Raw genomic sequence first — 13,126 nt, forward strand, 5'->3', positions numbered from 1 at the left:
GATGCCCTACTGGTTCGCGCACATCCGCGAATAGGTGCCGCGATCAGCAGGGGTCAGGCCCGCCCCGGCGGCGTCTTCAAGGCATTTGGTGATGCGGTCGCTGAATGAAGGCCGCGGCGGCTGCTTGTAGTTGAAGGTCGGCAGCGCGTTGACCTGCGGGACCTTCGGTACCTCGATCTTCGGCGGTGGCGGCGGAGGAGGCGGTGGTGGCAGCAACAGAGGCGTGCCCGGCATCAGCGTCTGCGCGAAGCTGCCCTGCCCCGCCGAGAGCGCGACCAGAACCATCAGGATGGATAGCGTCGCCTTCATGGAGGACATATCGTACGCCTCCCATAGTCTCGCAACCGGATTACTCTTCCGGCGCGTTCTCGATCGGATCAAATCTTGTTGCGTCGAGGCCAAGCAGGTTCCAGGACTGCTGCATGTGCGGCGGTAGCGGAGCGCTGGCGTCGATCACCCCGCCGCGCGGGTGCGGAATCACGATACGGCGCGCGAGCAGGTGCAGCCGGTTTTGCAGACCGCCCGGCAATTCCCAGTTCTCGATGTTGAAATATTTGGGATCGCCGATGATGGGATGGCCGATATGGGCCATGTGCGCGCGAAGCTGGTGCGTGCGCCCCGTCACCGGCTTCAGCGACACCCAGGTCAGCTTGTTGCCGGCGGTCTCGACCACCGCATAGTAAGTCACCGCGTGGCTCGCGCCCTCATCGCCATGTTGGGCGATGCGCATGATGGTGTCGTCCTCGCTCTCCTCTTTGGCGAGGAAGGTCGAGATGCGGCCCTGCTTGGGCTTCGGCAGACCCGGCACCAGCGCCCAATAGATCTTGCGCGCCGAACGCGAGCGGAAGGCGCCGGTGAGATGGGTCGCGGCAAAGCGCGTCTTCGCGATCAACAGGCAGCCTGACGTGTCCTTGTCGATGCGATGCACCAGGCGTGGCTTCTGCCCCTTGGCGTCGCGCATCACCTCCAGCATCTGGTCGATGTGCCGCGTGGTGCCGGAGCCGCCCTGCACTGCAAGTCCCGCCGGCTTGTTGAGCACGAGGACGTCGTCGTCCTCAAAGAGCGTCATCTCCTTGAGCGCGGCAAGCGTTTTTTGCGCGGCTTCGGAGAGCGCGCCGGGAGCTTTCGGCGTGTCCAGCTTCAACGGCGGAATGCGGACGCTCTGCCCCTCCTCCAGCCGGTCCTTGCTGTCGACCCGCTTGCCGTCGACGCGCAGCTCGCCTTTGCGCACGACGCGCTGGATGTGGGAGAACGACAGCCCCGGGAAACGCGCTTCCAGAAACCGGTCGACGCGCATGTTGTTCTCGTCGGCAGTCACGGTAACGGTCTGCACCTTGGTCGGCAGCAGTGCTTCGACGGGCTTTGCGGTCACCGGCTCGGGTGCGCGTCGCTCGGCGCGCTCGGACGCAAAGCGCTGCGGCCTCGAACCCGGCTTGCCGCCCGGCCGCGGCCCCGCCTTGTGCGCGCTGCGCGCCTTGAACGGGCGCGCCTCCTTGCGCTCATCGCGCGAACGGGGCTTTGGGTCGGTTCTCTTGATGCGGCGGCTCATGCTTGCCTGCGTAGCCTAAAAGCAGCGTCTCGTCACGACGAAATGGCCGATTTCAACGCGAGCCGCCCCGCTCCTTCCGAAGCTTCGCCCAATACTCCAGGCGCTTCCTGATCTCCCGCTCGAAGCCGCGCTCGGGCGGGTCGTAGAAGGTCTGGCGTCCCAAGGCTTCCGGGAAATAATCCTGGCCGGAGAAGGCGTCGGGCGCGTCGTGGTCGTATTCGTAAGCTGCGCCATAGCCCTCCGACTTCATCAGACCGGTCGGCGCGTTGAGGATGTGTTTGGGCGGCAGCAGCGAGCCGGCCTGTTTTGCGGTCTGCATCGCCGCGCCGAAGGCGGTGTAAACCGCGTTCGATTTCGGCGCGGTGGCGAGATAGACCACCGCTTGGGCGATCGCGAGCTCGCCTTCGGGATGGCCGAGAAAATCGAAGGCATCCTTTGCCGCATTGGCAATGACGAGCGCCTGCGGATCAGCAAGCCCGATGTCCTCGACCGCCATGCGCACCACACGCCGCGCTAGGAACAGCGGATCCTCGCCGGCGTCCAGCATGCGCGCGAGATAATAGAGAGCAGCGTCCGGGTCGGAGCCGCGCACGGATTTATGGAGCGCCGAGATCAGATTGTAGTGGCCGTCGGCCGACTTGTCGTAGATCGGCGCGCGGCGCTGCAAAATGTCCTGCAACTGCGCGGCGTTGAAGATCTCGCCGGCCCGCGCCGAGCGCCAGACTTCCTCGACCAGCGTCAGCGCGGCGCGGCCGTCGCCATCGGCCATGCGCGCAAGCGCGGCGCGCGCCTCCACGTCCAGCGGCAGCTTCTTGCCCTCGACCGCCTCGGCATGCGCGAACAGCTTTTCGATCGCGGCGGCGTCGAGCGAATGGAACACCAGCACGCGAGCGCGCGAGAGCAACGCCGCATTGAGCTCGAAGGACGGATTTTCGGTGGTGGCGCCGACCATGACCACGGTGCCGTCTTCCATCACCGGCAGGAAGGAATCCTGCTGCGCGCGGTTGAAACGGTGCACCTCGTCGACGAACAGCAGCGTGCCGCTGCCCATCTCACGGCGGGCGCGCGCGGCGTCAAAGGCCTTTTTCAGGTCAGCAACCCCGGAGAAGACCGCGGAGATCTGCTCGAAATGCAGGTCGGTGGCGTCTGCAAGCAGCCGAGCCACGGTGGTCTTGCCGGTGCCGGGCGGGCCCCAGAACACCAGCGAGCCGAGCGTGCGCGTCTCCAGCATGCGCGTCAGCGCGCCGTCGGGGCCGAGGATGTGGTCCTGGCCAACGACCTCCGACAGCGCACGCGGGCGCAGGCGGTCCGGCAGCGGATGCGGGGCATCGTGATCGAGCCCCGCCGCGGCAAACAGCGTTGGCGTCTCCTGTGGTCGCTTCGCGCTCATCCGCCGAGTGTGACGTTGATCTGCTGGCCGCCACGCACCAGCGTGATGCGCCAGAGCCGCGACGAGGCTCCCGCTACCTTCTCCAAATCGTTGGTCTTGTCGATCTTCTGGTTGTTGACGGAGAGGATGATGTCGCCCTTCTGGAAGCCGACACCGGCGGCCGTCGTGTCGTCGCCGATCTCGGTGATCACGACGCCCTCGGTGTCGGCATCGAGATGCAATTCGTCGGCGACCGCCGGCGTGATGGTCGAGATCTTCGCGCCCTGGAACGGCGAGCGCGCGGTGATCACGATCTCATTGCGGCCGGTGTCTGGCGCAGTCTCGAGCTGCACCGTGAGCTTGATCGGCTTGCCGGCGCGCTGCACGTCGAGCTGCGCAGTACCGCCGATCGGACGGGTGGCGAGGCGGTAGTCGAAGGCGTTGAGATCGTCGACCGCCTGCCCGTCGATCGCGACGATCAGGTCGGAGGCTTTCAGGCCGGCTTTCGCCGCAGGCCCATTCGGCACGACGCTCGCGACGAGCGCACCGGTCGGCGAGCGCAGGCCCAGGCTCTCCGCGATGTCGGGCGTCACCCCCTGGAGCCGCGCACCGAGCCACGGACGTTTCACCGCCTTGCCGCCGCTCTTGGCGGAAGCGACGACGACGCGCACCATGTTGGCCGGGATCGCGAAGCCGATGCCCTGCGAGCCGCCGGAGCGCGAATAGATCGCGGTATTGATGCCGGCGAGCTTGCCGTTCATGTCGACCAGCGCACCACCCGAATTTCCGGGATTGATCGCCGCATCGGTCTGGATGAAGAACTGATAGTCGGTGATGCCGACCTGCGTCCGTGCGAGTGCCGAGATGATGCCGTGGGTCACGGTCTGGCCGACGCCGAACGGATTGCCGATGGCGAGCACGACGTCGCCGACCATCAGCTCATCGGAATTGGTGAAATCGAGGGTGGGGAATTTCTCCTTGGTGTCCTTCAGGCGCAGCACCGCCAGATCGGTGCGGGAATCCTTCAGCAGGATCTCGGCCTCGAACTCCCGCTTGTCCGAGAGCGACACCTTCACCTGGTCGGCGCCCTCGATGACATGGACGTTGGTGACGACGAGGCCCAAGGGGTCGACGATGACGCCGGAGCCGAGCGAGCGCTGCATCTGCTCGGGCTGCTGGCCCGGCACGCCGAAGAAGCGGCGGAAAATCGGGTCGTCGAGCAGCGGATTGCGGTTCTGCACCACCTTGGCGGCATAGACGTTGACCACCGCCGGCTGCACCCGCTGCACGATCGGCGCATAGGACAGCTTGAGCTCCGCCGGGGACGACGGGACGCGACGGTCCTGAGCGACGGCGGGATCGAGACTGCCCAGAAGGGTCACGCAGCTTGCGGCAATAACGGTGGCACGGATCAATCGAAACATTCCTACCTCTCGGAAAAGACGCCGGAATATAGGCATGTTCGACCTTCAATAGAAGGGCGGCAGCCGCCAATATTCGTCCCCTTTCCTCCCCGCCCCGGCATGCAAGTCCCGCGAGGGGAGCGGCCATTTTGCCGCTTCCCGCGGGATTGGCATGACGCCCATCATCCTCCAGAGTGCAAGCTGGGCAGGATTCGGTTGATGCGAATTTACATCAGCGGGAACCGGGCTCGTGCGTGATATTCGTCGCGGGGCGGTCATCTGCCAATCGTACGATTCTTCGTGACGATGGGGACGCTGATCAGTAAGGGAGTGGATGACGTGAATAGGAAAAGATTCACAACCGCGGCGCTCGGCCTCGCCGGCGCGCTCGCGGCTTCGCAAGGCCACGCACAGACGGCGAGCAACAGCGATCAGGAGATCGCATTGTTGAAGCAGCAATTGAAGCTGCTCGAGCAGAAGCTCGATAAACTGCAAAATCAGACCGCGGCGAACACGGCGGCCACAGCGAAGGCCAAGGCCGAGGCGAAAGCCGAGGCGAGGACTGAAGCCAAGGCCGCGGTTGCCAACGCGCAAGCCGCCATTCCGGTCAAGGGTCCGGTGGCTCCATCCGGCGTGGTCGTGACCATGCCGAACAACCGGCCGACGATCTGCACCGCGGATGAACAGAACTGCGTCGCGATCACGAGCCGGGTGCACTGGGACGTCGGCGGCTACGACTACCGTCCCAACACCGCAGCGACGGTGCCGCAAAAGCTCGACAGCGGCGAAAATCTCCGCCGCGCACGCATCGGTGTGGTCGGCAAGTTCTTCGGCGACTGGAACTACGCGCTCATCTACGACTTCGGCGGCTCGTCCGACGGCTTCGGCGGCACTGCTCCGGGCTCGCTGCCCGGCGGCGGCACGTCCGGCGTCGAAAACGCCTATCTGAGCTACACCGGCTTGAAACCGTTCGGCGGCAAGATGGCGGTCGAAGCCGGCATCATGGACCTGGCCTGGACGCTCGACGAAGCGACCAGCTCCAACGACATCATGTTCATGGAGCGTGCTTCGGTCGGCGTCATCGCACAAAATATCGCGGCCGGTGACTTCCGTTCGGCCGCCGGCACCCGCTGGTGGAACGACCAGCTCTGGGTCGGCGCCTATGTCACCGGACCGACCACGGGCCAGATCCACTCTGCGTCCAGCGTCTCTCCGCCCGGGACCAGCGAGCAATATGGCGCCACCGCCCGCATTGCCGGCAATCCCATCAGCGGCAAGGACTACTCGTTTCATATCGGCGCCGATGCGGAGTGGCTGATCCAGCCGCCGCGCAATCTGGTGACGCAGGCGCAGACGCTCACACTCAGTGACCGGCCTGAGCTGCGGATCGATCCGACGTCGCTGATATCGACCGGTGCGATCGCCAACGTTTCCGGGGCGCAGGTCTACGGCGTCGAAGTGGCGGGGACTTATGGCCCGCTCATCGCGCAGGGCGAATACTACTGGTTCAATGTCGACCGCACAGCGAATACTGGCCTGCCGCCCTTCGGCGCGTCGAGCCTGAAATTCGATGGCGGCTACGCGCAGGTCGGCTACGTGCTTACCGGCGAGACGCATGCCTACAATCCGGCGACGGCCTCCTACGGCGGCGTCAAGCCGGCGAATCCGTTCTCACTCACCGGTGGCGGCTGGGGTGCCTGGGAAATCGCCGGACGCGTGAGCACGATGAACCTGAACGATCAGCTCGCAACTGCGGCCGGCATCGCGGGTGGACGGCAAACCATCTACACTGCCGCGTTGAACTGGTACGTCAACGGCAACATCCGCTTCATGCTGGACTACCTGCATGGCGACATCTCCAAGCAGGTGAGCTCAACCTCTGCGGTGAATGCGGGCTCGAAGTTCGACGCGATTGCGATGCGGACCCAGGTCGCGTTCTGATTCTCACTCGTCGTCCCGGGGCGCGCGAAGCGCGAGCCCGGGACCCATAACCACAGGCGACAGTTGTCGCGAAAGCCGCAACTAACAGTCCGTCAACAACTGCACCCTGTGGTTATGGGTCCCCGCCTGCGCGGGGACGACACTTAGAGTGTGGCGTTGGCCTCGTCACAAACGTGACGCTTCATCACGCCGCGCGCTTCGGCTTCTTCTCAACGACCGGCTCCGCTTCAGGTGCCGGCGCGCAGGAGAGCCGCTCCTGGTGGCTTTCACCCCAGGCTTTCAAGATGTCGATCACCGGCCGAAGGCTCTCGCCGAGCTCGGAGAGACAATATTCAACCCGCGGCGGCACTTCCGCGTAGACCTTGCGGATGATGAGCTTGTCCTCCTCCAGCGCGCGAAGCTGTTTTGTCAGCATGCGCTGGGTGATGCCCGGCATCAGGCGGCGCAATTCGCCGAAGCGCTGCGTGCCGCCCTGGAGGTGATAGAGGATCACGCCCTTCCATTTGCCGTCGATCAGGTCCAGCGTGGCCTCGACCGAGCAGCCGGGACGCCGAGCGAAATTGCGCCGTTTCATGCGTGTTCCCCAATAGTATCCAAACAGGGACTATATCCCCGTTTTTACAGTACTTGCAAAATCGGAGCTACCCCGACACTTAACCCGGCGATCTCACCATCTGAGGGAGACTTGAGACATGAAGGCCGTCGGCTACAAAAAATCGCTTCCGATCGAGGAACAGGATTCCCTGATCGATTTCGAAACCGCAAGGCCGGAGCCGAAGGGGCGCGACATCCGCGTCGCGGTCAAGGCGATCTCGGCCAATCCGGTCGACTACAAGGTGCGCAAGCGGGCCGCCCCGCCCGAAGGCGAGGTCAAGATTTTGGGCTATGACGCGGCCGGCGTGGTCGATGCGGTCGGGCCCGATGTCACGCTGTTCAAGCCGGGCGATGAGGTGTTTTACGCGGGCTCGATCCTGCGCCAAGGCACCAATGCCGAATTCCATCTGGTCGACGAGCGCATCGTCGGCCGCAAGCCAAGATCGCTCTCGTTCGCGCAGGCCGCCGCGCTTCCCCTCACCTCCATCACCGCCTGGGAGTTGCTGTTCGATCGGCTTGGCGCCGTGCCCGGCAAGAGCGTCGATCCGCGCACGCTCCTGATCACGGGCGGCGCCGGCGGCGTCGGTTCGATCCTGATCCAGCTTGCGCGCCGTCTCACCGGCCTCACGGTGCTTGCGACCGCGACGCGGCCGGAATCGCAGAAATGGTGCCTCGATCTCGGCGCGCATGCAGTGATCGATCACGGCAAGCCGATGAAGGAGCAGATCGAAAAGCTCAAGCTGCCGCCGGTCGCGCTGGTGGCGAGCCTCACCTTCACCGACCAGCATTACAAGGCGATCGCGGACCTCATGGCGCCGCAGGGCAGGTTCGGCCTGATCGACGATCCCCCGGAATTCACCGTAAGCGTATTCAAGGGCAAGGCGATCTCGCTGCACTGGGAATCGATGTTCACGCGTTCCTCGTTCCAGACGCCTGACATGATCGCGCAGCATCACTTGCTCAATGACGTCGCCGACCTCATCGACAAGGGGGTGCTGCGCACCACGCTCGATCAGACCTTTGGCACGATCAATGCGACGAACCTCAAGCGCACGCACGCGCTGCTGGAGAGCGGCAAGTCGCGCGGCAAGATCGTGCTGGAGGGGTGGTAGTCACTGCGTCGCCTTTAGGGTGGGTTAGCCCTGCGGCTGCGCGAAGCGCAGTCCGCTAGGCGTAACCCACCGACTTCTCTCAACATTGATGGAGAAGAGGTGGGTTACGCTACGCTAACCCACCCTACGATTTCGGCGCTCTACGCCGGCACCACGCCCTCGACAAACATCAGCCGCCGCTCCAGCGCGGTCCGCCGCAGCTTCAGCGCCTCGGCATATTCGGCTGAGGCATACCATTCGCGCAGGCGCGCCATCGAGGGGAATTCGACGATGATGATGGTCCTGGCCCGCGGACTGCCCTCCACCACGTCTGCGGCGCCGCCGCGCGCGAGGTAGCGGCCGCCATATTGCGCGATCGTCTTTGCGGCAAGCGTGCGATAGGCCTCCATCGCGCTTTGATCGCGGACCTCGACCTCGGAGATGACATAGGCCGGCATGCGCGCACCTCTTGCTCGAGCATGATCTCCGCGCAAACGCGTTCCGCGTTTGTCGCGAGGGAAAACCGCTGCGCACCTTTCCGATCTACGCGATGGTGTTGACGATGCCGCCCTCGGCGCGCAGCGCGGCGCCGTTGGTGGCTGAGGATTGCGTGGAGGCGAGGAAGATCACCATGTTGGCGATCTCATCGACGCTGGCGAAGCGCTGCAGCAGCGACGTCGGGCGATGCTGCTTGACGAAATTGGCGGCCGCCTCATCCACGGACTGACCATTCTGCTCGGCGAGATCCTTCACAAAAGCCTCGACGCCTTCCGACATCGTCGGGCCCGGCAGCACGGAATTGACGGTGACGCCGGTGCCGCGGGTGAGTAGCGCGAGCCCGCGCGCGACCGAGAGTTGCGCGGTCTTGGTCATGCCGTAGTGGATCATCTCGACGGGGATATTGAGTGCCGATTCCGAGGAGATGAAGACGATGCGGCCCCAATTGCGCTTCAGCATACCCGGGAAATACGCACGCGAGAGCCGTACACCGCTCATCACGTTGACCTCGAAGAAACGGGACCAGTCCTCGTCGGGGATATCGACAAACTCCTTCGGCTCGAAGATGCCGGCATTGTTGATGAGGATGTCGACGTCCGGCAGCGCTGCAACGAGCGTCTTGCAGCCTGCCGCCGTCGAGACGTCGGCGGCAATGCCGCGCACCTGACTGCCCGCCCCTTCCAGCTTGCGGACGGCGGCATCGACCTTGTCTCGACTACGCCCGTTGATGACGACGCTGGCACCGGTCGCTGCAAGGCCTTTGGCGATGGCGTGGCCGATGCCGGCGGTCGAGCCGGTGACGAGGGCAGTCTTTCCGGAAAGGTCGATCTTCATGCGATATCTCCATTGATGTCGATGGAGATATCGGGCGTGGTCGATGGCGCTGCAATCGGCGCTCACCCACGCGTGAGGGCGACATGCCCCCGTCGAGCTTCGTAGGGTGGGCAAAGCGAAGCGTGCCCACCACTTTGCGTGCCGCAGCAGAAGTGGTGGGCACGGCGCAGCGCGCCTTTGCCCCTGTCTCTTATACACATCCCCTGGCGGTCCTTGTAGCGGGTCGCGAGCGTGTCGAAGAGCTTCTTGACCATGTCGACGTCGCGCAACTCCGCGATCGCCTGACGACGGAGCGAGAGGCCGCCCTTCTTGCCGAGGGTGACGAGCTTCTCGACGATCGGACGGAGCTCCTTGGCCTTCGGCAGCGTGGTGACGATCTGCTCGTGCTTGATGAGCGAAGCCGCCATGTTGGCGAACATCGCCTTGCGGTGCTCGGCCGTGCGGTTGAGCTTCCGATGAACCTTGCCGTGACGCATGTGACTATTCCTTACGTTTTGAACTGCCGCGACGGTTCGTCGGACATGTTACTCAGGTGGGCTTCCTGCGTTCGCCCGCAAAAGCGTTCAAGAACGCCTTTGCTTCCTTCTTTGAGCATGATCCGGAAAACCGCTTCGCACTTTTCCGGGATCACGCAAAAAAATCGTGGCGGGAAGTCTCCGGCCACGACGGTGAAATCGGATCAGTAATGATCCTCGAAGCGCTTGGCGAGCTCGTCGATGTTCTCCGGCGGCCAGCCCGGCACTTCCATGCCGAGGTGCAGACCCATCTGGGCCAGCACTTCCTTGATCTCGTTCAGCGACTTACGGCCGAAGTTCGGGGTGCGGAGCATTTCCGCTTCGCTCTTCTGCACGAGGTCACCGATGTAGACGATGTTGTCGTTCTTCAGGCAGTTGGCCGAACGCACCGACAGCTCGAGCTCGTCCACCTTCTTGAGGAAGGCCGGGTTGAAGGCGAGGTCCGGGATGATCTCCTGGGCGACTTCCTTGCGCGGCTCTTCGAAGTTGACGAACACGTTGAGCTGATCCTGGAGGATGCGCGCAGCGTAGGCCACCGAGTCATCCGGCGTGATCGCGCCGTTGGTCTCGATCGTCATGGTCAGCTTGTCGTAGTCGAGGATCTGGCCCTCACGGGTGTTCTCGACCTTGTAGGAGACCTTGCGGACCGGCGAGTAGAGGCTGTCGACCGGGATCAGGCCGATCGGCGCGTCCTCGGGCCGGTTGCGCTCGGCGGGCACATAGCCCTTGCCGGTCGAGACCGTGAACTCCATGCGGATCTCGGCGCCCTCGTCGAGGGTGCAGATCTGGAGGTCCGGGTTGAGCACGGTGACGTCGCCGACGGTCTGGATGTCGCCGGCGGTGACGACGCCCGGACCCTGCTTCTTCACGACCATGCGCTTGGGGCCTTCGCCCTGCATCTTGATCGAGATGTCCTTGATGTTCAGCACGATGTCGGTGACGTCCTCACGGACGCCCGCGATCGAGGAGAACTCGTGCAGCACGCCGTCGATGTGCACCGACTGCACGGCGGCGCCCTGAAGCGAAGACAACAGGATGCGGCGCAGCGCGTTGCCGAGCGTCTGGCCGAAGCCACGCTCGAGCGGCTCGGCGACGATGGTCGCAAAGCGGGCCGGATCGCTACCCGGGGAAACCTGGAGCTTGTTCGGCCGAATCAGTTCTTGCCAATTTTTCTGGATCGTCACTGTTTCACCCATACAGGCCAGTCAGTCTGCCATTGCGGACACTGGCGTTGGAGAAAGGCCGCAAGTCGCGCTTGCGGCTTCGCAAAGCAAAGTCATCGCGGACGACGACGGCGCCCGCGACCTCGTATCAAACGCGCCGACGCTTGCGCGGGCGGCAACCATTGTGCGGGATCGTGGTCACGTCGCGGATCGAGGTGACGGTGAATCCCGCAGCCTGCAACGCGCGGAGCGCCGACTCGCGGCCCGAACCGGGACCGGCGACCTCGACTTCCAGCGTGCGCATGCCGTGCTCCTGCGCCTTCTTGGAAACGTCCTCCGCAGCAACCTGCGCTGCATACGGGGTCGACTTACGGGACCCCTTGAAACCCATCGTGCCAGCCGACGACCAGGCGATCGTGTTGCCCTGCGCATCGGTGATGGTGATCGTCGTGTTGTTGAACGACGAGTTCACGTGCGCCACGCCGGAGGCGATGTTCTTGCGCTCACGACGGCGAACGCGGGTGGCTTCCTTGCCCATTGAGTACCTTTCCTGGAGATCTCAAACGCCGCCGTAATACCAGCGGCTACACCTGTGGAACGAAAGGCGCGTGGCGAGCGGGTCATCCCCTCTTCGCCACACGCCGCGACTGAATTCGAAAACTTACTTCTTCTTGCCGGCGATCGCCTTGGCCGGACCCTTGCGCGTACGCGCATTGGTATGGGTGCGCTGACCGCGCACCGGCAGTCCGCGACGATGACGCAGGCCGCGATAGCAGCCGAGGTCCATCAGACGCTTGATGTTGATGCCGACCTCGCGACGCAGATCGCCCTCGACGAGAAAGTCGCGGTCGATGACCTCGCGGATCTGGAGCACTTCCTGGTCGCTCAGCTGATTGACGCGACGATCCTCGGGGATCTTCACCTTCTCCATGATGTCACCGGCGATCTTGGGGCCGATGCCATGGATGTACTGCAGCGCGATCAGCACGCGCTTGTTGGTGGGAATGTTTACGCCGGCAATACGGGCCACGGCCTTCTCTCCTGTTGCCAATCCCTCGTCAGGAATCGGGCTTTAAGTGCTTGCTTTCTCGGGCAGGTGTTCACAAACGCGAACACGACGCCCACCCCCGGTCTTCCTGGGGCCCGGCATCGTCTGAAACTATCCGACTTGGATGCGGGGCTTATTAAGGGATTCCGGGGGGTTTCGTCAACCGCTGCTAGCGCTTAGCTCGCTTTTTCGTGACCTTTTTTAGACCCTTCTTCGGACCTTTTTTGACGGTCTTTTTAACGGTCTTCTTGGCGGTCTTTTTTGCGGCTTTCTTGGCGCCTTTGGCGACCTTCTTGGCGGACTTGGTGGCCTTTTTGGCCGTTTTCGCGGGTTTCTTGGCCTTTTTGGCTGCCTTCCTGGCTGAAGCCGCCTTGACCGCAGGCTTAGCGGCAGTCTTGGCCGCAGTCTTGGCATGGGCGGTCTTGGCGTGGGTTTTGGGCTCGATCGCCCCCAGCGCCAGCAGAAGGCGGTGGACGGCACGGGTGACCTCCTCGATGGTCATCATGCCATCGACGGTCGAGAGCTTGCGCCGCTCGGAATAGTAGTGAATCAGCGGTTCCGTCTGGCTGCGGTAGCTGGCGAGCCGCTTGGTCAACACCTCCGGGGTGTCGTCGACCCTGACCTCTTCGCCGCGTTCGCGCATCTGGGCAACGCGGGTCTCGACGCGGTCGAGCAGCGCGCTCTCGTTGACCCTGAGCTCGATGACGCCGTCGAGCTTGAGGTGCCTGTGCTTCAACAGCTCGTCCAGCGCCTCGGCCTGCGGCACGGTGCGCGGGAAGCCGTCCAGGATGAAGCCCTTCTTGGCATCGGGCTGCTCGATCCGGTCGGCGATGATTCCGACCACGACATCGTCGGGCACGAGGCCGCCGCTCGCCATGATCTCCTTCGCCCTCAGCCCGACCGGCGTTCCCGCCGCAACCGCAGCGCGAAGCATCTCACCGGTCGAGAGCTGCACGATGCCATAGCGCTCGATCAGCCGTTGCGCCTGGGTCCCCTTGCCTGACCCCGGCGGTCCCAGAAGGATAATTCTCATTGGCGTTCGCCCCCGGATCGGTGAGCGATAAATCGCGCACCTGTGTTTGAAGATCGAGAATAGTGCAAACCACAATCAGCGCCGCACC

The 13,126-nt window shown here is 63.9% G+C and carries 13 protein-coding genes and 1 pseudogene; 2 read left to right on the plus strand and 12 right to left on the minus strand.

The window, feature by feature from the left end:
• Positions 1–6: 6 nt before the first annotated feature.
• The 4 genes from Q3C01_RS31630 to Q3C01_RS31645 are packed head-to-tail and all read right to left on the minus strand — an operon-like array spanning position 7 to position 4,342.
• Positions 7–318 (minus strand): hypothetical protein, encoded by a 312-nt coding sequence (locus Q3C01_RS31630; protein ID WP_458149212.1) that lies wholly within the window; start codon positions 316–318, stop codon positions 7–9.
• 31 nt (positions 319–349) lie between these two features.
• Positions 350–1,549, minus strand: coding sequence for an RluA family pseudouridine synthase (locus Q3C01_RS31635; protein WP_458149213.1), 1,200 nt, complete (start codon positions 1,547–1,549; stop codon positions 350–352).
• Positions 1,550–1,601: 52 nt separating this feature from the next.
• Positions 1,602–2,939 carry a replication-associated recombination protein A gene (locus Q3C01_RS31640; protein WP_458149214.1) on the minus strand — a complete coding sequence of 446 codons (1,338 nt, stop codon included), beginning with the start codon at positions 2,937–2,939 and terminating at the stop codon, positions 1,602–1,604.
• Entirely contained in the window at positions 2,936–4,342 is a 1,407-nt protein-coding gene (locus tag Q3C01_RS31645; RefSeq protein ID WP_458149215.1) for a DegQ family serine endoprotease, read from the minus strand. The genes Q3C01_RS31640 and Q3C01_RS31645 overlap by 4 nt, the downstream gene beginning before the upstream one ends.
• A 318-nt stretch (positions 4,343–4,660) precedes the next feature.
• Here Q3C01_RS31645 and Q3C01_RS31650 point away from each other — a divergent pair, with 318 nt between their 5' ends.
• Entirely contained in the window at positions 4,661–6,262 is a 1,602-nt protein-coding gene (locus tag Q3C01_RS31650; protein WP_458149216.1) for an OprO/OprP family phosphate-selective porin, read from the plus strand.
• Between the two features lie 184 nt (positions 6,263–6,446).
• On the opposite strand, the gene Q3C01_RS31655 is transcribed toward Q3C01_RS31650, so the two are convergent.
• Positions 6,447–6,836, minus strand: coding sequence for a winged helix-turn-helix transcriptional regulator (locus tag Q3C01_RS31655; protein ID WP_458149217.1), 390 nt, complete (start codon positions 6,834–6,836; stop codon positions 6,447–6,449).
• A 118-nt stretch (positions 6,837–6,954) separates the two neighbouring features.
• Between Q3C01_RS31655 and Q3C01_RS31660 the strand changes: the two genes are divergently transcribed.
• The gene (locus tag Q3C01_RS31660; protein ID WP_458149218.1) at positions 6,955–7,968 is read left to right on the plus strand and encodes a zinc-binding alcohol dehydrogenase family protein; all 1,014 of its coding nucleotides are present in this window, start codon (positions 6,955–6,957) and stop codon (positions 7,966–7,968) included.
• Positions 7,969–8,108: 140 nt separating this feature from the next.
• On the opposite strand, the gene Q3C01_RS31665 is transcribed toward Q3C01_RS31660, so the two are convergent.
• The 7 genes and pseudogenes from Q3C01_RS31665 to Q3C01_RS31695 form a co-directional block, all read right to left on the minus strand.
• Complete coding sequence (locus Q3C01_RS31665) at positions 8,109–8,405, minus strand: DUF1330 domain-containing protein (protein ID WP_458149219.1); 297 nt, start codon at positions 8,403–8,405, stop codon at positions 8,109–8,111.
• An 85-nt stretch (positions 8,406–8,490) separates the two neighbouring features.
• Entirely contained in the window at positions 8,491–9,279 is a 789-nt protein-coding gene (locus tag Q3C01_RS31670) for an SDR family NAD(P)-dependent oxidoreductase (RefSeq protein ID WP_458149220.1), read from the minus strand.
• A gap of 200 nt (positions 9,280–9,479) precedes the next feature.
• Positions 9,480–9,755 (minus strand): annotated as a pseudogene (gene rplQ / locus Q3C01_RS31675) (50S ribosomal protein L17); the annotation flags it as partial.
• Between the two features lie 203 nt (positions 9,756–9,958).
• Positions 9,959–10,990, minus strand: a complete 1,032-nt coding sequence (locus tag Q3C01_RS31680; RefSeq protein WP_212403727.1) for a DNA-directed RNA polymerase subunit alpha — start codon at positions 10,988–10,990, stop codon at positions 9,959–9,961.
• 115 nt (positions 10,991–11,105) lie between these two features.
• Positions 11,106–11,495, minus strand: a complete 390-nt coding sequence (gene rpsK, locus Q3C01_RS31685; RefSeq protein WP_007603045.1) for a 30S ribosomal protein S11 — start codon at positions 11,493–11,495, stop codon at positions 11,106–11,108.
• A 123-nt stretch (positions 11,496–11,618) separates the two neighbouring features.
• Positions 11,619–11,987: a 30S ribosomal protein S13 gene (gene rpsM, locus Q3C01_RS31690; protein WP_458149221.1), complete on the minus strand. Its 369-nt coding sequence runs from the start codon at positions 11,985–11,987 to the stop codon at positions 11,619–11,621.
• Between the two features lie 187 nt (positions 11,988–12,174).
• Entirely contained in the window at positions 12,175–13,038 is an 864-nt protein-coding gene (locus Q3C01_RS31695) for an adenylate kinase (protein WP_458149222.1), read from the minus strand.
• Positions 13,039–13,126: the final 88 nt, after the last annotated feature.

It is taken from the genome of Bradyrhizobium sp. UFLA05-109, assembly GCF_054185165.1.